Origin of the sequence: Sphingomonas oligophenolica (genome assembly GCF_006438955.1) — a bacterium.
GTDB lineage: Bacteria > Pseudomonadota > Alphaproteobacteria > Sphingomonadales > Sphingomonadaceae > Sphingomonas > Sphingomonas oligophenolica_A.
Map to the genome: position 1 here is coordinate 136,490 of NZ_RCZK01000005.1, position 17,436 is coordinate 153,925.

Annotated in this window: 18 protein-coding genes and 1 tRNA gene; 9 read left to right on the forward strand and 10 right to left on the reverse strand. The window is 64.7% G+C overall.

Annotated features, from left to right (window positions below; translation table 11 throughout):
- Position 1: 1 nt before the first annotated feature.
- Entirely contained in the window at positions 2 to 340 is a 339-nt protein-coding gene (locus EAH84_RS08075; protein WP_241656509.1) for a hypothetical protein, read from the reverse strand.
- 59 nt (positions 341 to 399) lie between these two features.
- Positions 400 to 1,803: a M20/M25/M40 family metallo-hydrolase gene (locus tag EAH84_RS08080; protein WP_140870394.1), complete on the reverse strand. Its 1,404-nt coding sequence runs from the start codon at positions 1,801 to 1,803 to the stop codon at positions 400 to 402.
- Positions 1,804 to 1,906: 103 nt separating this feature from the next.
- On the opposite strand from EAH84_RS08080, the gene ettA reads away from it, so the two are divergent.
- Both ettA and EAH84_RS08090 read left to right on the forward strand, forming a co-directional pair.
- A complete protein-coding gene (ettA, locus tag EAH84_RS08085; RefSeq protein ID WP_140870397.1) occupies positions 1,907 to 3,580 on the forward strand; it encodes an energy-dependent translational throttle protein EttA in 1,674 nt (557 codons plus the stop codon).
- Position 3,581: 1 nt separating this feature from the next.
- Positions 3,582 to 4,130: a hypothetical protein gene (locus EAH84_RS08090; protein ID WP_241656510.1), complete on the forward strand. Its 549-nt coding sequence runs from the start codon at positions 3,582 to 3,584 to the stop codon at positions 4,128 to 4,130.
- On the opposite strand, the gene EAH84_RS08095 is transcribed toward EAH84_RS08090, so the two are convergent.
- Positions 4,080 to 4,397, reverse strand: a complete 318-nt coding sequence (locus EAH84_RS08095) for a Uma2 family endonuclease (protein ID WP_140870399.1) — start codon at positions 4,395 to 4,397, stop codon at positions 4,080 to 4,082. The genes EAH84_RS08090 and EAH84_RS08095 overlap by 51 nt on opposite strands.
- Before the next feature lie 262 nt (positions 4,398 to 4,659).
- Between EAH84_RS08095 and EAH84_RS08100 the strand changes: the two genes are divergently transcribed.
- Positions 4,660 to 5,256, forward strand: a complete 597-nt coding sequence (locus tag EAH84_RS08100; protein ID WP_140870402.1) for a cytochrome P450 — start codon at positions 4,660 to 4,662, stop codon at positions 5,254 to 5,256.
- Positions 5,257 to 5,587: 331 nt separating this feature from the next.
- Here the strand turns inward: EAH84_RS08100 and EAH84_RS08105 are convergent.
- From EAH84_RS08105 to EAH84_RS08115, 3 genes are all read right to left on the reverse strand, one after another.
- A tRNA-Glu gene (locus tag EAH84_RS08105) sits at positions 5,588 to 5,662 on the reverse strand.
- 103 nt (positions 5,663 to 5,765) lie between these two features.
- Positions 5,766 to 6,761 (reverse strand): ferritin-like domain-containing protein, encoded by a 996-nt coding sequence (locus tag EAH84_RS08110; RefSeq protein WP_140870404.1) that lies wholly within the window; start codon positions 6,759 to 6,761, stop codon positions 5,766 to 5,768.
- 40 nt (positions 6,762 to 6,801) lie between these two features.
- The gene (locus EAH84_RS08115; protein WP_140870406.1) at positions 6,802 to 7,785 is read right to left on the reverse strand and encodes a ferritin-like domain-containing protein; all 984 of its coding nucleotides are present in this window, start codon (positions 7,783 to 7,785) and stop codon (positions 6,802 to 6,804) included.
- 227 nt (positions 7,786 to 8,012) lie between these two features.
- Between EAH84_RS08115 and EAH84_RS08120 the strand changes: the two genes are divergently transcribed.
- Positions 8,013 to 8,588, forward strand: coding sequence for a sigma-70 family RNA polymerase sigma factor (locus EAH84_RS08120; protein ID WP_140870409.1), 576 nt, complete (start codon positions 8,013 to 8,015; stop codon positions 8,586 to 8,588).
- Positions 8,575 to 9,297, forward strand: coding sequence for an anti-sigma factor (locus EAH84_RS08125; RefSeq protein ID WP_140870411.1), 723 nt, complete (start codon positions 8,575 to 8,577; stop codon positions 9,295 to 9,297). The genes EAH84_RS08120 and EAH84_RS08125 overlap by 14 nt, the downstream gene beginning before the upstream one ends.
- Positions 9,298 to 9,329: 32 nt before the next feature.
- Here EAH84_RS08125 and EAH84_RS08130 read toward each other — a convergent pair whose 3' ends face one another.
- Both EAH84_RS08130 and EAH84_RS08135 read right to left on the reverse strand, forming a co-directional pair.
- Positions 9,330 to 10,703, reverse strand: a complete 1,374-nt coding sequence (locus tag EAH84_RS08130) for a class II 3-deoxy-7-phosphoheptulonate synthase (RefSeq protein WP_140870414.1) — start codon at positions 10,701 to 10,703, stop codon at positions 9,330 to 9,332.
- Between the two features lie 125 nt (positions 10,704 to 10,828).
- Positions 10,829 to 12,256, reverse strand: coding sequence for a carotenoid oxygenase family protein (locus EAH84_RS08135; RefSeq protein ID WP_140870417.1), 1,428 nt, complete (start codon positions 12,254 to 12,256; stop codon positions 10,829 to 10,831).
- A gap of 60 nt (positions 12,257 to 12,316) precedes the next feature.
- On the opposite strand from EAH84_RS08135, the gene EAH84_RS08140 reads away from it, so the two are divergent.
- Both EAH84_RS08140 and EAH84_RS08145 read left to right on the forward strand, forming a co-directional pair.
- Positions 12,317 to 12,922 carry a TetR/AcrR family transcriptional regulator gene (locus tag EAH84_RS08140; protein ID WP_140870420.1) on the forward strand — a complete coding sequence of 202 codons (606 nt, stop codon included), beginning with the start codon at positions 12,317 to 12,319 and terminating at the stop codon, positions 12,920 to 12,922.
- Entirely contained in the window at positions 12,919 to 13,929 is a 1,011-nt protein-coding gene (locus tag EAH84_RS08145; RefSeq protein WP_140870423.1) for a M48 family metallopeptidase, read from the forward strand. Before EAH84_RS08140 ends, EAH84_RS08145 begins: the two co-directional genes overlap by 4 nt.
- 9 nt (positions 13,930 to 13,938) lie before the next feature.
- On the opposite strand, the gene EAH84_RS08150 is transcribed toward EAH84_RS08145, so the two are convergent.
- Positions 13,939 to 14,877 carry a D-2-hydroxyacid dehydrogenase gene (locus tag EAH84_RS08150; RefSeq protein ID WP_140870426.1) on the reverse strand — a complete coding sequence of 313 codons (939 nt, stop codon included), beginning with the start codon at positions 14,875 to 14,877 and terminating at the stop codon, positions 13,939 to 13,941.
- Positions 14,874 to 16,304: a cysteine--tRNA ligase gene (gene cysS, locus EAH84_RS08155; protein WP_140870429.1), complete on the reverse strand. Its 1,431-nt coding sequence runs from the start codon at positions 16,302 to 16,304 to the stop codon at positions 14,874 to 14,876. Before cysS ends, EAH84_RS08150 begins: the two co-directional genes overlap by 4 nt.
- A 157-nt stretch (positions 16,305 to 16,461) precedes the next feature.
- Between cysS and rpsU the strand changes: the two genes are divergently transcribed.
- Both rpsU and EAH84_RS08165 read left to right on the forward strand, forming a co-directional pair.
- Positions 16,462 to 16,668 (forward strand): 30S ribosomal protein S21, encoded by a 207-nt coding sequence (gene rpsU / locus EAH84_RS08160; protein WP_022686405.1) that lies wholly within the window; start codon positions 16,462 to 16,464, stop codon positions 16,666 to 16,668.
- Positions 16,669 to 16,766: 98 nt separating this feature from the next.
- Entirely contained in the window at positions 16,767 to 17,339 is a 573-nt protein-coding gene (locus tag EAH84_RS08165) for an FKBP-type peptidyl-prolyl cis-trans isomerase (RefSeq protein ID WP_140870432.1), read from the forward strand.
- Positions 17,340 to 17,436: the final 97 nt, after the last annotated feature.

The following is a 17,436-nucleotide window of genomic DNA, read 5'->3' on the forward strand; positions in this document are numbered from 1 at the left end:
ATTACATGTTGTCCGCCTTTTCCTCGGCGGCGTCGCGGACGTTGTCGGCGGCGTCGTCCATATTCTCGGCCATCGCCTCGGTATTGTCCTTGGCGGTCGGATCCATCGTGGTGTTCGACATATCCATCATGTTGTCGGCCTGCATTTCCATGTTGTCAGCCATCATGTCGCCGTTGTTTTCAACGGCTGCCGCCTCTGGCGACTTCGAACATGCAGCGACGGACATCAGGCCGGCGGCAGCGAGAACGAAAGCGATCTTCTTCATTCGGTTGCTCCCCAAAAAAGCAAAATTATTCGCAGCCGACCCGATTGCCGATGCGAAGCGGCCCGCATAGCGCACGGTTCGACACGGTCAACCGCATTAATTCATCCGCGAGCAAGGTTCATGGCGAAAATGCCTTATTTACGCGGGGTTACCTTGCCGATGTCCTCGGGTGCATTTGCGACGATCGCCAGCATCGCGGTCCAGGCCGCGACGTTTTGACGAAGCTGTTCCGGGTCGATCCGGTCGAGCACGTCGTCGGGGGTATGGTGGGTATCGAAATAGCGGATTCCCGATTGGTTGAGGTCGATCGCCGCGACGCCGAGCGCCATCGTCGGGCCGACATCGGTGCCGTCCCCGCCGACCCCCGCACCGCGGCTGATCCCGAGCGGCGCGAGCGCGCTGGCGAGGCGATCGCCGACCGGCTTGGCGCTGTCGGGCAGGTTGGTCTCGAACCGCCACACCCGATCGGCGCCGAAGTCGCTTTCGCCCGCGGCGGCATGGGGTTCGCCGCCATGGACCCGTGCATAGTCCTTGCCGCCGTAGCCGCCGGGCTCTTCGGCGCCGAACCAGACGACGCGGATCGTCCGCCGCGGCGTCCCCGCATCCATGATCCGCTTGGCGGCGGCGGTGGTGATCGCGACGCCGCTGGCATCGTCGATCGCGCCGGTGCCGAGATCCCAGCTGTCGAGGTGGCCGCCGATCAGGACGATTCCCGCGCCGGGGTCGCTGCCCGGCACATCGGCGATGACGTTGCCCGAGGTGCCTTGCCCGGCAAAGCGCGGGGTCAGTGTCAGGTGCATCGTGATCGGCTTGCCGCGCCGCGCGATCCGTTCGAGCAATTCGGCGTCGGGCACCGACAGCGCGGCCGCAGGGATCGGCTTCACGCCTTCCGGCCAGTTGGTACCTCCGGTGTGCGGGTTGCGGTGATGGTCGGTGCCGATCGACCGGATGACGACCGCCGCCGCGCCCTTCGAGGCGGCGAGCGCTGGCCCGACGAAACGCGCAGGCCCGTATGCGCCATAGCTCGACCCATCCTGGGTCGGCTCCATCGCGTTGCCGATATAGGCGATCTTGCCGGTCAGGCTGCCCGCGGGCGCGTTGGCGAGGTCGCCATAGGTCTTGAAGATCACCACCGGCAGCGTGACCCCCGCCGCGGGGGTGGCCCCCGAATTACCGAGTGCGACGAGCTTCAGATCGTGGGGGAAGGGCGCGGTGACGGTCGCGGTTTCGACGCCGCGCAGCCAGACCGGCATCGTATAGGTTTCGACATGGACGTTCTTGAATCCGAGCGCGGTGAGTTTCGCCACCGCCCAGGTCCGGGCGCGCGCCTCCGCCTCGGTCGCGGCAAGCCGCTGGCCGACCTCGGTCGTCAGCCCTTCGACGATGTCATAGGCCAGGTCGTCGGTGAGCGCGGCGTCGCGCAACGCGGCGACCGTCGCGTCGACGGGTGCGGGCGCGGCGGGGGCGTCGCGCTGCGCGAAGGAGGGGGCGGCGAGGGCGGAGGCGGCGAAGGCCGCGGCGAGGATGCGATGGTTCATGGCGGAAGCGTACGGGCGTGCGGCGGGTTTGCCAACGGGCGGGCGCGACCCTATGTCGCGCGCACCGAATTCCCTCTTCACGAACACCCGAACGGAGACCCCCGTGGCCGGCCAATATGCCTATGTCATGAAAGACATGACCAAGACTTTTCCCGGCGCGAACAAGCCGGTGCTGTCGAACATCAACCTGCAATTCTATCACGGCGCGAAGATCGGCATCGTCGGGCCGAACGGCGCGGGCAAATCGACGCTAATCAAGATCATGGCGGGAATCGACAAGGATTATACCGGCGAGGCGTGGCCGGGTGAGTATGTTACCGTCGGCTACCTGGAACAGGAGCCCGAACTCGACGCGACCAAGACCGTGCTGGAGAACGTCAAGGACGGCGCGCGCGCAACCGCCGACATGGTCGAGCGCTTCAACCAGATCGGGATCGAGATGGGCGAGGACGGCGCGGATTTCGATGCGCTCGGCACCGAGATGGGCGATCTCCAGGAAAAGATCGACGTGGTCGACGGCTGGAGCCTCGACAACCAGCTCGAGATCGCGATGGAGGCGCTGCGCTGCCCGCCCGGCGACTGGCCGGTCGACAGCCTGTCGGGCGGTGAGAAGCGCCGCGTCGCGCTGACGCGGTTGCTGATCCAGAAACCCTCGATCCTGCTGCTCGACGAGCCGACCAACCATCTCGACGCCGAAAGCGTCCAGTGGCTCGAAAACCACCTCAAGGAATATGCCGGCGCGGTGCTGATGATCACCCACGATCGCTACTTCCTCGACAATGTCGTCGGCTGGGTGCTCGAACTCGATCGGGGCAAGTATTTCCCCTACGAGGGCAATTACTCGACCTACCTCGAGAAGAAGGCCAAGCGGCTCGAGCAGGAGGATCGTGAGGAATCGGGTCGCCAGACCGCGATTCGGAACGAGCTCGAATGGATTCGCCAGGGATCGAAGGCGCGCCAGACCAAGTCGAAGGCGCGGATTGCGAATTTCGACCGGCTCGTCGCCGCGCAGGAAGGCCGCTCTCCCGGCAAGGCGCAGATCGTCATCCAGGTGCCCGAACGGCTCGGCGGCAAGGTGATCGAGCTCGACAATGTCTCCAAGGCCTATGGCGACAAATTGCTGTTCGACAATCTCAGCTTCACGCTGCCCGCGGGTGGCATCGTCGGCGTGATCGGCCCCAACGGTGCGGGCAAATCGACGCTGTTCAAGCTCATCACCGGGCAGGAAGAACCCGACAGCGGCACGATCGAGAAGGGCTCGACCGTTCGCCTCGGCTACGTCGACCAGAGCCGCGATCATCTCGACGGGTCGAAGAACGTCTGGGAAGAGATTTCCGACGGACTCGATTCGATGAAGGTCAACGGTTTCGACCAGTCGACCCGTGCCTATGTCGGCGCGTTCAACTTCAAGGGTCAGGATCAGCAGAAGAACGTCGGCAAGCTGTCGGGCGGCGAACGCAACCGCGTCAACATCGCCAAGATGCTGAAGCGCGGCGGCAACGTCTTACTGCTCGATGAGCCAACCAACGATCTCGACGTCGAAACGCTCGGTGCGCTCGAGGAAGCGATCGAGAATTTCGCGGGTTGCGCGGTGGTCATCAGCCACGACCGGTTTTTCCTTGATCGCCTCGCGACGCACATTCTGGCGTTCGAGGGCGACAGTCATGTGGAGTGGTTCGAGGGGAATTTCGAAGCGTATGAGGAGGATAAGCGGCGTCGTCTGGGCGATGCGGCGGACCGGCCGACGCGGTTGGCGTATAAGAAGCTGACTAGGTGAAGTGATCCTGAGAGGCCTCGACGAGGAGCTGCGCGCGCACAAATACTCGCATGTCGAGCGCGAGCGCCGGTTTCTCGTTGATCCCATTCGGCGCCCCGACCTAACGGCCGCGCCGCATCTGCTGATCGAGGATCGCTATATCGACGGGTCGCGGATGCGCCTCCGGCGGATGACCCACAGCGACACCGGGCGCGTCGTGCTGAAGCTGAGCAAGAAATACGACGTCGCCGATGTGCTCGCGCGTCCGATGGTGACTGCGTATCTCGACGAGGCAGAATATGCGCTATTGGCAGAGTTACCCGCGCGCGCGCTTACCAAGCGCCGCCATCCCGTTGATGCGCCCGGCGGGTGCTTTGGATTTGATCGGTTCGAAGGTTCGCTAGCTGGACTCGAACTGGCCGAGATCGAATTCGACGATCCGGCGATCGGTACCGCTATTCCAGCGCCGGCGTGGACAGTCCGCGAGGTTTCGTACGATCCCAGGTTTCAGGGCGGCGCCCTAGCCTCGCTCGATCACGCCGCCACGCGGGCGTTGCTCGCGGCGCGATAACCGATCGGTCTCGATCGTCAATCCGTCGACGGCCATCGCGGTGATCCGGTCCCCAAAGCTAACCTCGCGTCGCTCGGCATAGGTCTCGCAGTCGGGCGACCACGTCTTGTGGATAAGGGCGTTGCGGCCGTCGACGACCCAGTATTCCGGCACACCTTCGCGCGCGTAAATTCTGCGTTTGCGGTTCAGGTCGTTGCGCAGCGTAGCATCCGCCACCTCGATGACTAGACCCATTCGCCCGATTGTTGCGATGAAGAAGCCCCTCATTGGGACCCGAAGAAAGTAGCCAAGGATTTCGATTGGCCTACCTCGACCAGGCAGCACCAGATCGTCTCACGAACGCCACTCGCTACTCCTCGTCAAGTCCGAACAAGCGGTAAGCCGCTGCCCTAATCCCCTCCAATCGCGGATCGTTGTCACCCACGACTAGCCACTGCCCCCCCACCATCGCTGCATATTGCAGGAAGGCCTGCGAAGCGGGATCGTCCAGCTCCGGCCGCAGCATGGCGACGAGCAATGAGAGGGCGTCATCCTTGCGGGACATGAGACTACGACGCTTGCGCTTACCTGGGCGCTGTTCCTGGTAGCTTCGCACCCTCCTACGGCCGAACGCCTGCGCGCCGAAGCGGTTGAGGTCGCAGGGGAGCGGCCGATTGGGCCAAAGGATGTTGCTCAGCTGCGTTTCACGCGACAGGTGATCTCAGAAGCCATGCGGCTGTCTCCGCCCGCATTCATCCTGACGCGCATCGCGCGTCAGGATACGGAATTGGCCGGACACCGCGTGCGGGTGGGGCAGCGGGTCAACGTGCCTGTCTACGCCATGCATCGTTCGCCCGAGCGATTTCCCGATCCGCATGCCTTCGACCCGGACCGTTTCGCCGAAAACCGACCGCACCAGGACCGCTACTCATTTCTACCGTTCGGCGCCGGCCCGCGCATTTGCCTGGGGGCGTCCTTTGCGATGGCCGAGTCCGTCACCGTGTTGGCTACCTTGGCGCGCGCATTCGACCTAGTGCCGGCAGCCCCTAAGCGAGTGTGGCCGGTGGCGCGTCTGAGCTTGCGGCCGAGAAACGGCATGCCCATGCGTGTTGCGGTTCATAAGCCGTTTTGGAGGCAAGGCAGTTAGCCCGATCTCGGCAACCCAAAGACGCAATTGGGTGACGGAAACGGCCGGGTATGACACGGGCCATCGGCTGAGCATTCTAGGCTTGAGACTGCGTCAAACCGTGGCTCATAGCGTCCGCTTTTAAGAGGCCCGCAAATCGTGAGGAACGTCGGATTTGGGCGCAAAGCTGTCGTTCCGGGGGAACTGCCTTATCGCCAAATTCTCGACCAGCGATCCAAATTGGCCTCACATCAGCCCACCAAAGCGCGCGCATTGTGTGGGATGACGTGTGGAGCTGGATATGCTCCGTGATCCGAAAAATACCGAACATCAAGCACTTGGCGCTTGACAATGGTGACCCCTACGAGAATCGAACTCGTGTTTCAGCCGTGAGAGGGCCGCGTCCTAACCGCTAGACGAAGGGGCCGTGCCAGGAAGAGCGCGTCTACGGGGCGGTCGGCACGCCGTCAAGACGCGAAACGGGGTTGGATGGCACCATCTGCCATCCAACCCCGCCGTTCTTCGTCCGATCAGTTCGCCGCGCTGGTGCGGATCGTGCCGTTAACACCGGCTGGGAAGAAACCGCCCGTGCTGACCGCGGCGTTGTTCAGATACACGATGTTGAGTACTGCACCCGTCGTTCGACTGTACACGATGCCGTTGTTATCGGTCGGCACAATATTTGATTGGGTCGGATCGCTACTCGTGATCCCCTGATCGTCGTCACTCGGCCCGTCGAGGCTGTCACGCGCATCGGAAATCTGACCCGCGATTGTCCTCAGGCTCGGCGTCGCCATGCCCTTGACATAAAGGGCCGTGCGGACCAGCCCGGCATGATAAGCCTCGGCGGCCAGGATACCGGCGGCGGCCTCGAGATAGGTCTTGTTGGCGAGCAGGGGCGCAGCGCCCTTATATGCGGTGACGCCGACGTCCTCGAAAATGAACGCGCCCAGCAGGAAATTCTCGTCCGACGCATAGGGATCGAACGTGCCGGTCGCGGGCACAACCTTGGCAGCTCGTGCCGCAGCCGTGAAGGCACCGGTGGCGCTGCCGTCGATGTTGATCGAGGGCATCGCGACCTTGGCATTGCCGAGTGCCGAACGGAGGAAGGCGACATGCGAAATCTCGTCAGCGGCGATTTCCCGAGCGTAGGCAGCAACCAGAGGGTCCTGGAAAACGACCTTTTTGCCGCCAGTTACCGATCCCTGCGTACCGATTCCGTCCAGCATGTTAGCTGGCAAACCAGTGCCAAACACTGCGTACGAGTAGAACTGCGCTTCAAGATATTCGAGGTTCAGCGCGAAGTTGAGCACGTCGCCATCGCCAATCGTAGCGGTCGTCGGTGGCGGTGTCGGTGTCGCGGCGATGGGCGAATCGTTGTTATTGCCATTACCGCATGCGGACAGCAGCGTTAGGCCGCCGGCAGCGGCGACCGCGCCGCCCGCCATGCGGAGAAACCCGCGTCGCGCATCGCGGCGTTCGGCCGAGCGTTCGAGGACTTCAGTCAGAATAGGGATCGTGTGCATCGGGAAACTCCCTGAAAATTGGTTGGTCGAGGGCGGTCGATTAGGACTGCGCCGTGCTCGTCTTGATCGTGCCGTTCATACCGTTCGGGAAGAAACCGCCCGCGCTGACCGCTGCCTTGGTCAGATAAACGATGTTCAATACCTGACCCGTCGTCCGGCTGTACGCGAGGCCGTTGGCATCGAGCGGGACGATGTTCGAGTTGGTTGCGTCACCAAGACCCTGATCGAGGTCGGTCGATCCATCGAGACTGTCGCGCGCATCGGAGATCTTCGTCGCCGCGGCGCGGGTGTCGACGCCCTTAGCGTAGAGGACGGTACGAACGATACTCGCGTGATAGGCCTCGACCGCGAGAATGCCGGCTGCTGCCTCGAGATACGCCTTATTGGCGATCAGCGGCGATGCACCCTTATAGGCGGTGACGCCGACATCTTCGAACACGAATGCGCCGAGCAGGAAGCTGATATCGTCCGCATAGGGATCGAACGAGGTCGGTGCACCCGCCGTCGACGGGCCAATGAGCCCGGCAGCGCGCGCCGCGCTGCTGAACGCGCCATTGGGATCGGTACCGACGTCGACCAACGGCTGGGCCACCGCCGCCGAGGTCAGGGCAGAGCGCAGGAAGTTGACGTGGTTCAGTTCGTCGGCCGCGATCTCACGCGCATATTGCGAGACGATCGGATCGGTAAAGACGACCTTGCGCGCATTGGCGTTGTAGACCACGCCGTTCTTACCGACGGTCGGCGTCGCGGGGGCGAACGTCCCGGTGCCAGCGGTTGACGTCAACGGGATCGGCATGCCGAATACCGCATAATAATAGAAATTGGCCTCGAGATATTCGAGGTTCAACGCGAAATTCAGGACGTCGGCATCGGTGACGGTTTGCGCCGCGGCGGGGCTCGCGAAGGCGAACGCACCGGCACCGACCGCAGCGGCGCCAAGGACCATCTTGAACATCTCGCGACGATCATTGCGCCGCTGGACGCGACCATCCATCGTCTCGATCAGCAGATCACTCTCGGTCATAATGGCACCCTCTATTGTATAGCGACAAATCGGCTTTCCGGCGTCCCATCCGTCCAAGCCGAACGGGTGACACAATTTCTTGGCCAGTCGCAGTAACGTGCCGGTCGATCGAAAGATGCGCGGGCTAATAATAATTTACCAACTTATGCCGCCGATCGTAAGCCTGCCGAACATTCGATCATGACGGCATTGCCCCGGTCGCAGGCGCCCGCTAGCAATCGAGCGTGGTGGTTACCGATTCAGAGGAAGCGAAGGCTGCGCGACAACGCCTTACCGAGGCGCTGGTGGCGACCGCCGCCGAGGATCGCAGCGCGTTCCGGCGGCTGTATCGGCTGACTTCGGCGAAGCTTTTTGGCATCTGTCTGCGTATCTGTGGCGAAAGGCAGGCTGCGGAAGACGTGTTACAGGATGTATATCTCATCATCTGGCGCCGCGCCGGCGGCTACGAACCCGGTCGCGCGAGCCCGATCAGCTGGCTCGCGACCATCGCGCGTAACCGCGCGATCGACTGGCGGCGCGCCAAGGGCGTCCGCCCGACCAGCAACATCGTCGATGCGAACGATATTGCGTCGGGGGACATGTCCGCGATCGACCGACTGTTGGCCGAAGAGGACGATCGTAAATTGCATCTATGCCTCGATTCGCTCGACGATCCACAGCGACAGGCGATCCGCACCGCGTTCTTCGATGGCCTGACCTATGCCGAATTGGCGCAGCGGCAGAACGTGCCCCTGGGGACGATGAAGAGCTGGGTCCGACGCGGGCTCATCCGCCTCAAGGATTGTCTCGATGACGACAGCTGAGGATCGCGCCGCAGTGGCGGCGGAACTCGCGCTCGGCGTGCTGGAGGGCGACGAACGCGCCGACGCGATGCGACGCGTCCTCGCCGAACCTACGTTTGCGCGCGAGGTCGAGGCCTGGCGCGCGCATTTCGCGCTGCTGTTCGCCGCGTGGCCCGACGCTGCGCCGTCGTCCGATGTCGAAGCGCGGCTGGTACGGCTGATCGATCGATCCGGCGAGGCCGCCGCAAACGATGATGCGGTCGTCCGACGCAGCCCCTGGATGTGGTCGACCGGGGTGGCGACGCTGATGGCCGCGTGCCTGGTCCTGGCATTGGCGCTGCGCCCTGAACGCACCGTAACAGTGGCGGCTCCGGTCACGGTGGCGACCACGGCACCGCTGGTCGCGGCCATCACACCGACCAAGGATGACGCGGATGCGAAACCGTTCGCGGCGGCCTATGATGCCAAGACTGGCGAAATTCGCTTCGCGGGCGGGGTCACCGTGCCAACCGGACGCAGCGCGGAGCTATGGGTGATCGGTGCCGATGCCGCGCCGCATTCGCTCGGCCTTCTGGCAGGTCCGGCGTCACGCGTGTCCATCGGCGGCAGGAACCTGCGACGGATTACCGCAGGTGCGACGCTGGCGGTGACGATCGAACCAGAGGGTGGTTCGCCGTCTGGGCTGCCGACCGGTCCCGTCGTCGCATCGGGAACGCTCGCCAAGGTTTGATCGTCAAAGTTCGATCCCGAGAACGCGTAGGATCAAGCCGCGGCTTTCTTGCGCTCCGCCATCTCGGCATTCAGCATTTCGGCCAGCAGGAAGGCGAGCTCGAGGCTCTGCCCCGCGTTGAGCCGCGGGTCGCAATGCGTATGATAGCGGTCAGCGAGCGATTGTTCGGTGACGTCGACCGCGCCGCCGGTGCATTCGGTAACGTTCTGCCCGGTCATTTCGGCATGGATGCCCCCGGCGTGGGTGCCCTCGGCACGATGGACCGCGAAGAAACCGCGCACTTCGGCCAGGATCCGGTCGAACGGCCGGGTCTTGTAGCCATTCGCGGCCTTGATGACGTTGCCGTGCATCGGGTCGCAGCTCCACACCACCGGATGCCCCTCGCGCGTCACGGCGCGAACCAGCCTGGGCAGCGCCGCTTCGATCTTGTCATGGCCGTAGCGGGTAATCAGCGTCATCCGTCCCGGTTGGCGTGCCGGGTTCAGGGTGTCGAGCAGCGCGAGAAGCGCGTCGGGCTCCAGGCTCGGTCCGCACTTCACACCGATCGGGTTGCCGATCCCCCGCAGGAATTCGACATGCGCCGATCCCACGAACCGGGTGCGATCGCCGATCCACAGCATGTGCGCGCTGGTATCGTACCAGTCGCCGGTCAGCGAATCCTCGCGCGCCATCGCCTGTTCGTAGGGCAGCAGCAGCGCCTCGTGGCTGGTGTAGAAGCTGGTCTGTGCGAGTTGCGGCACGGTTTCGGGGTCGATCCCGCACGCCGCCATGAATTCCAGCGCGTCGCCGATCCGGTCCGCGGTCTCGGTATATTTCTTCGCCCACGGGCTGCGGCCCATGAAATCATGCGTCCAGCGATGCACCTCCTGCAGGTTCGCATAGCCGCCTTGCGCGAACGCGCGCAGCAGGTTGAGCGTCGCGGCCGACTGGTTGTAGCCGCGGATCATCCGTTCGGGATCGGGCGCGCGGCCAGCGGGGGTGAAGGCGATATCGTTGACGTTGTCGCCACGATAGCTCGGCAGTTCCTCGCCATCGATCGTCTCGGTCGGGGTCGAGCGCGGCTTGGCGAACTGGCCCGCCATCCGGCCGACCTTCACCACCGGAAGCTTCGAGGCATAGGTGAGGACCACCGCCATCTGCAGGATCACGCGAAAGGTGTCGCGGATGTTGTTGGGGTGGAATTCGGCGAAGCTTTCGGCGCAATCGCCGCCCTGGAGCAGGAACGCCTTGCCCGCCGCGACCTCGGCCAGCGCGCCGGTCAGGTTGCGCGCCTCGCCCGCGAAGACGAGCGGCGGGAAGCTGCGGATCGTGTCGGTCGCCGCGGTCAGCGCGGCGGCGTCGGGATAGTCTGGTTGCTGTCGCGCATCGGCACGGGTCCAGCTGTCGGGGGCCCAGTTCGCGGCCATCATCGTCACCTCTGTGTTCGGATGCGGCCATGCGACGAAACGAGCGGAGGCGCAACGAAGTTAAGCTTGAGGGGGGAGAGGCCCGACGCCAACGCCGCCGTTTGCTGGGCCGCCGCGCATAGTCGTTACCCCGCGACCCAATTGCCGTGAAATCCCGGCGGCACGCGGTGCGGGATGCGGACGCTGGCGACGGGGTCCGCGCCCAGCCGCCGCGCATCGAGGATCACCAGGTCGGTGCGATCGCGAGGCAGGTCGACGACGAGCCCGATCAGATAGCCCTCGTCCTCCGCCGCGTCGTCATGCGCGGGGACGAACACGAACTCACCGGGATGGCGTCCCGCGCCGAATTCATGCGTGCTGCGCGCGCCGGTTTCGAGGTCGTGCTTGTAGAGCGCCGTCGCGCCGATCTGGAACTCGTCCGCGGGGAGCGCCATCGTATAGGCATAGCGATAGGGTTGGCCGAAGCGGCGCTCGTCGGCGCGCGGGAATTCCTGCGGCGAGGCGTCGATCGTCCGACGCGTGACCGTCCTGGCGATCGGATCGACAGTCCAGCGTTCGAGGCCGCGCGCCGCCGCGTCCGGCCCCTGCGTACCGTCCGCGAACATCGTGTCGTACGCGACGACATCGATGACGACGCCGCCGTCCGCGGCATCAAAGGCATTCGCGACGTGAAAGACGTAGGACGGATCGACATCGCACCAGATCACGTCGGCGGCAGTGCCGTCGCGCGGCAGCAGACCGACGCGCGCCTGATGGCTCGGGTTCCAGCGATAGGGAAAATGCCCGCCGAGGTAGAATTTCATCGAAAAGGTGACCGGCAGGTCGAGGATCACCGCATAGCGCCCGGTAAAGGCGCAATCGTGGATCGAGGGGCCGTGTTTGACCGCGATCGGCTCCTCGCGGACGACGAGTCCCGCGGGCGACAGCACGACGTGTCGGACGGTGTCGGGATCGGTCGCTTCATAGGCGATCGCGTGATGTTCGCCGGTCAAGGGGTCGCGATGCGGATGCGCGGTGAACGATCCGGCGAGCGTGTCGTCGAAGGGATTATAGGTCTGTTCGTCCAGATCGTCGGACAGTTCGACCGGATAGCTGCCGGCCTCGACCAGCGCCCAGGTCCGTCCCGCGATCCCGATGACGTTGGTGTTGACGGTGTCGAACCCGCCATGGCGCGGACCGGGGGCAGGGGGGACGTCGCGCAACGCGCCCACCGCCTTCGATCGGATGAAACGGTTGCGATACCAGATCGCCTTGCCGTCCTTCAGCGCGATGCCGTGAACCATCCCGTCGCCCATGAACCAATGGTAGGAGGCGGGGTCGGGCTCGATCGGGTTGGGCCCGATCCGCAGATAGCGGCCGTCGAACACCGGCGGAATCGTCCCCGTGACCGCGAGGTCGTCGAGCGTCAGTTCCTCGGTCATCGGCGCGTGGATGCCCGCGAGAAAGGGATGCGCCTTGGCGGGTTCGGGCAACCGTTTGCGGTTGAAGTCGGCCAGCAGCTCGATCCCCTTCGACAGGGTGGACCGGACGATGGTTTCTACGGCACTAGCCATGACGACTCGTTCCTCAAATGTTTACGGTATAAACATAACCGATATGCTAACAGTGTCAACATGAATGTGAGGGCCTATCACCACGGCGACCTGCGCGCCGCGCTGGTCAGCGAGGGAATGGCGCTGCTCGTCGAGCGCGCCGCCGACGCGGTGTCGCTGCGCGAGGTCGCCCGCCGCGCGGGGGTCAGCGCGACCGCGGTCTATCGCCATTTCCCGGACAAGGAGGCGTTGATGACCGCGCTGGCGAACGAGGGGCTCGCCCGGCTCGCGGCGGCGCAGCACGCCGCGTTCGAGGCCAAGGGCGGCGGCGTCGACGGGTTCAGCGCGACCGGCGCGGCCTATGTCCGCTTCGCGCTCGCCAACCCCGCCTTATTCCGGATGATCTTCGCGCATCATTCCCCCGGTGACCTGACGGCGGGCGACACCAGCGACGACGCGATGTCGTTCCTGCTTCAGAATGCCCGCGCGCTCGCCCCGCCGGGCACCGATCCGCGGGCGTTCGCGCTGCAATGCTGGTCGCTCGCGCATGGCCTCGCGCTCTTGATGCTCGACGGTCATGTCCCCGTCGACGACGCCGCGATCGACCGGATCGTCGACGTCCGCGCGATGACGGGCGGCCACGTTCAGCCTGGCGAAGGCTTCGATCGTCCAGGGACATGCGCATGAAATTTCGACATCTGGGTCCGATCCTCGGCGTGCTTGCGCTCGCGACACCATCGGCGGCGGTCGCGGCCGATCGCGAGCCCGCCACCAACGCGGCGACGTTCGAGGCGCTGCGCAGCGTCGATCTGCGGATGGCGACGATCGCCTATCGGCTGACGACCGCCAACGCCGCGCTGTGTCGGCGACTCGCGCCGACGCCGGGCTGGGTGATCCATTCGCTCGGCCAATATGATCCCAAGTTGCGCGATGTGGCGCGGCAGGTGTTCGGGTTCGCGACGCCGATCGCGGTCGAGGCGGTGGTGCCGGGCGCGCCCGCCGCGATGGCGGGGGTCGCGGCCAATGATTCGCTTGCTTCGGTCGGCGGCGCTGCCTTTGCGGCCACCGATCCGGGGAATGCGGACGCGACCAGCGCGACCCGCGACGCCGCGCTTGCACAGATCGCACAGACGCCCGTCACCGCGCCGCTGACCGTAACCGCGGTGCGCGGCGAGGTGCGGCGCACCGTCGCGATTCCCGCATCGCCGGGGTGCAAGAGCAATTTCGAGGTTCTCCTCGGTCCCGAGCTGGACGCGTCCGCCGATGGATCGATCGTCCAGGTCGGCGTCAAATTCTTCGAGAAGTACGGCGACGACGATCTTGCGGTCGTGATCGCGCATGAATTGTCGCACAACATCCTCAACCATCGGGCGCGGCTCGACGCGGCGAAGGTCAGCCGCGGGCTGCTTGCCGAACTCGGTCGCAACGGCCGATTATTCCGCCAGACCGAGGACGATGCCGACCTGCTCGGCATGTATCTGCTGCGTAACGCGGGGTACGACCCGCAGATCGCGGTGCGGTTCTGGGAGGGGCATGGCGGCGATATCGACGGCGGCCTGTTCCGCAGCCGGACGCATCGCTCGGCCAGCGCGCGCGCGCAGCGGATCGCCGACGAAATCGCGCGGATTCCGGCCGATGCTCCCACCCCCTATATCCCGCCGATCCTCGCGACTCGCGACCAGCCGCTTCAGTAGCCGCGGCGGCTAATAGCCGGCGTCGAGATCGACGACGTTGGTCATCGGTTCGCCCGCGACGAAGGCGTGCGCGTTCTTGACGAACAAGTCGGCGGCGCGGTGGAACATCTTGGTCTGGCTGCGTCCCGACAGGTGCATCGTGATCATGCAGTTGGGCGCGCTCCACAGCGGATGTTCGGGGGGCAGCGGTTCGGGGTTGGTCGGATCGAGGAACGCGCCGCCGATCTTGCCCGCTTCCAGCGCCGCGATCAGCGCGTCGTCGTCGATCATGTCGCCGCGCGCGATATTGATCAGCCACGCGCTGTCCTTCATCGCCGCCAGTTCGTCCGCGCCGATGATCGCCTTGGTCGCGTCGGTCGAGGGCGCGGCGAGGATCACCCAGTCGAACGCGCCGAGCTTCGCCTGCCAGGCGTCGGGCATCAGCGTGGCGTCGCGGCCCGATCGCGTCACCCCGGTTACGTCGACCCCGAACGCCGCGAGCCGTTCGCCGATCAGCCGCCCGATCGCGCCATAACCGACGATCAATGCGCTGGTTTCGAACAGCTCGACCTTGCCCGGCGCATCCTTCGGCCATTCGTGTGCATCGTGCGCGCGGATCACCTCGTCGAAGCGCTTCGCCCCCGCGAGCACCCCCATCACCGCATATTCGGCGACCGCATAGGCGTTGATCCCCGCGCCGTTGGTCACGGTGACCTCATGGTCGCGCAGCCAATCGAGCGGGAAGGCGTCGAGCCCCGCGTAGAGCGTCGATACCCATGTGAGCTGAGGCCCGGCGGCGCGGATCGCGTCGGCAACGAGGTGCGTCGGTTGCATGTCGACCCAGGCGATGTCGGCGTCGGCGATCATCGCGTTCGCTTCGTCGGGTTTGGTGAACCACGCCGCCTCGATCGCGGCGGGCAGCCGTGGTTCGAGCAACGCGCGGGCGATCGCGGGCAGGACGGCTTTCATAACTCTATTCTCCAATCCCAGCGGAGCGGGTCGCCATCCATCACCTCGACCCCCGCCGCGGCGAGCTCGTCGCGAATCGCGTCAGATCGGGCGAAATCCCTTGTGGCACGCGCCTGGTCACGGTCGTCAAGGCGACGCTCAATTTCGATTTCGGAGATCGTTGAAGAGGCGGGGGTGACTCGAAGATCGGCACGCGACAAGGTGGCGAGGGAGAGGCCTAAGGTATCATCGAATACCTGAAGCATCTCTTCAAAACGCGCTTGGGGAAACTTGCTGTCAGACAAAACGGCGTTAACAACCGCAAGCGCCCGAGGCGTGTTCAGGTCATCGCTCAGAGCGTCGTCGATCTCTTTAAGCCGCGCCTCGAAAAGATCGTCATCTTTAATTTCGTCGACGGTTCGGCTTCGTGCCTTCTCAACCAATATAACAAACCTGGTAAGGCGCACGAATGCGGCGGACAGGTTTTCCCAACTGAATTCAAGCTCCGACCGGTAATGCGCTTGGAGGCACATGAGGCGATACGAGAGGGGGTGGAAGCCACGGTCGATCAGGGCCTGGAGTCGCAGAAACTCCCCTGAGGATTTGCTCATCTTTCCGGTGCGATCGACCAGGAAGTTGTTGTGCATCCACAGCTGGGCGCCGGTATCGGGGGTGCCGCTCATCGCCTGGTTCTGCGCGATCTCGTTGGGGTGGTGGATCTCGCGATGGTCGATCCCGCCGGTGTGGATGTCGAATCGGTCGCCCAGATACTGGCGGCTCATCACCGAACATTCGAGGTGCCAGCCCGGTGCGCCCCGCCCCCACGGGCTGTCCCATTCCATCTGACGATTCTCGCCAGGCTTCGACGTCCGCCAGATCGCGAAGTCGGCGGGGTGGCGCTTGCCCGCGACCTCGTCGATCCGGCTTTCGCCGACGTCGTCGCGCGATCGGGCAAGACGGCCGTAGTCGGGCACCGTCGTGGTATCGAAATACAGGCCGTCAGCGAGTCGATAGCAATGATCCGCCGCGATCGCCTCGCCGAACGCGATCATGCCGGGAACATGATCGGTCGCGAGCGGGAAACGGGTGGGGTCGGCTATGTTGAGCGCGCTCAGATTGTCCTTGAACGCATCGGTATAATGCTTGGCGATCGCCCAGATATCCTGGCCCGACGCCTTGGCCGCCGCCTCCATCTTGTCGTCGCCCGCATCGGCGTCGCTGGTCAGATGACCGACATCGGTAATGTTGATGACGTGGGTGAGCGGATAGCCTTTCCACCTCAGCACGCGCGCCAGCGTGTCGGTGAAGACATAGGCGCGCAGATTGCCGATATGCGCGTAATGATAAACCGTCGGGCCGCACGAATAGACACGGACGTTGGTGGGGTCGATCGGCACGAACGCCTCGGCGGCGCGGGTCAGGCTGTTATAGAGGGTCAGCGGGGTCATCCTCGCGCTGTAGCCTCGCCGCGCGGATCGCGCCACGGCTTCCGCTGGCCCCGCGGTTGCTTGCCATCGCGGATCGGTTTTGCTAGGCGGCCCGTTCACACGGCGCGGACCTGGTCCGTGGCCGCGCTATTCGTTCGATCCGGAGTCAGTTGGTTTTATGCAGATCATCGTTCGCGACAACAATGTCGACCAGGCCCTTCGCGCGCTCAAGAAGAAGCTGCAGCGCGAAGGCGTGTATCGCGAGATGAAGCTGCGCCGCCACTATGAGAAGCCCAGCGAGAAGCGCGCGCGCGAGCGCGCCGCTGCGGTTCGCCGTGCCCGCAAGCTCGACCGCAAGCGTGCCGAGCGCGACGGCGCGCGGTAACATCCCCGGTCGCCCGCGTCGCGGGTCGACTTGGTGTGAACTTTTGTGACCTTTAAACCGGTGGCGGCCGGCCCGGCACCCCTACTCCAGGTGTCCCTATGTCGACCGTCACCGCCGTGCCGCTCCAGCCCGTCAAGCGGAGCTACCTTATCTATCTGTGGCTCGGGATCGCGATCGCGGTAATCGCGGCGTTCCTGTTGGCGATGCAGGGCGAACCCGCGCTGGCGCGCGAGGCCAAGGCGAGCGATGTCGTCACCACCGCATCCGGCCTGAAATACAAGATCATCCAGCCCGGGCAGGGCGGGGCGCATCCCACCGATACCGATGTCACGCTGGTGAACTATGAAGGTCGCCTGCTCAGCGGCACGACCTTCGACAAGTCGCAGCAGCCCACCCCGATGCCTGTTACAGGCGTCGTTCCTGGCTTCGCCGAAGCGCTGAAGCTGATGACCAAGGGCGAGAAGGCGCGGTTCTGGCTTCCCCCCGCGCTCGGCTATGGCGCCGACGCAAAGGGCCCGATTCCTGCCAATTCGACTTTGGTATTTGACGTCGACCTCGTCGATTTCATCCCCGAACAGGTGCTGCGCCAGATGCAGATGCAGCAACAAATGGGGCAGGCACAGGGTGTGCCGGGCGTAGCGCCTCCAGCTGAGGCGCAGGGTAAGCGCTGAGCGACCAATCACGGTTTGCGCGAGAAGGGGGCACCCGCCGCCGGCGTAAGTACGAACCAGCGGAGGATGGGCGTTTCTTGCGACACGCCGCTGCGCC

Excerpts from the sequence above, each read along its gene's own strand:
- EAH84_RS08080 (WP_140870394.1), bottom strand. The coding sequence starts at position 1,803 with ATGAACCATCGCATCCTCGCCGCGGCCTTCGCCGCCTCCGCCCTCGCC.
- EAH84_RS08095 (WP_140870399.1), bottom strand. The coding sequence starts at position 4,397 with ATGAGGGGCTTCTTCATCGCAACAATCGGGCGAATGGGTCTAGTCATC.
- EAH84_RS08110 (WP_140870404.1), bottom strand. The coding sequence starts at position 6,761 with ATGCACACGATCCCTATTCTGACTGAAGTCCTCGAACGCTCGGCCGAA.
- EAH84_RS08115 (WP_140870406.1), bottom strand. The coding sequence starts at position 7,785 with ATGACCGAGAGTGATCTGCTGATCGAGACGATGGATGGTCGCGTCCAG.
- EAH84_RS08125 (WP_140870411.1), top strand. The coding sequence starts at position 8,575 with ATGACGACAGCTGAGGATCGCGCCGCAGTGGCGGCGGAACTCGCGCTC.
- EAH84_RS08130 (WP_140870414.1), bottom strand. The coding sequence starts at position 10,703 with ATGGCCGCGAACTGGGCCCCCGACAGCTGGACCCGTGCCGATGCGCGA.
- EAH84_RS08135 (WP_140870417.1), bottom strand. The coding sequence starts at position 12,256 with ATGGCTAGTGCCGTAGAAACCATCGTCCGGTCCACCCTGTCGAAGGGG.
- EAH84_RS08140 (WP_140870420.1), top strand. The coding sequence starts at position 12,317 with ATGAATGTGAGGGCCTATCACCACGGCGACCTGCGCGCCGCGCTGGTC.
- EAH84_RS08145 (WP_140870423.1), top strand. The coding sequence starts at position 12,919 with ATGAAATTTCGACATCTGGGTCCGATCCTCGGCGTGCTTGCGCTCGCG.
- EAH84_RS08150 (WP_140870426.1), bottom strand. The coding sequence starts at position 14,877 with ATGAAAGCCGTCCTGCCCGCGATCGCCCGCGCGTTGCTCGAACCACGG.
- cysS (WP_140870429.1), bottom strand. The coding sequence starts at position 16,304 with ATGACCCCGCTGACCCTCTATAACAGCCTGACCCGCGCCGCCGAGGCG.
- rpsU (WP_022686405.1), top strand. The coding sequence starts at position 16,462 with ATGCAGATCATCGTTCGCGACAACAATGTCGACCAGGCCCTTCGCGCG.
- EAH84_RS08165 (WP_140870432.1), top strand. The coding sequence starts at position 16,767 with ATGTCGACCGTCACCGCCGTGCCGCTCCAGCCCGTCAAGCGGAGCTAC.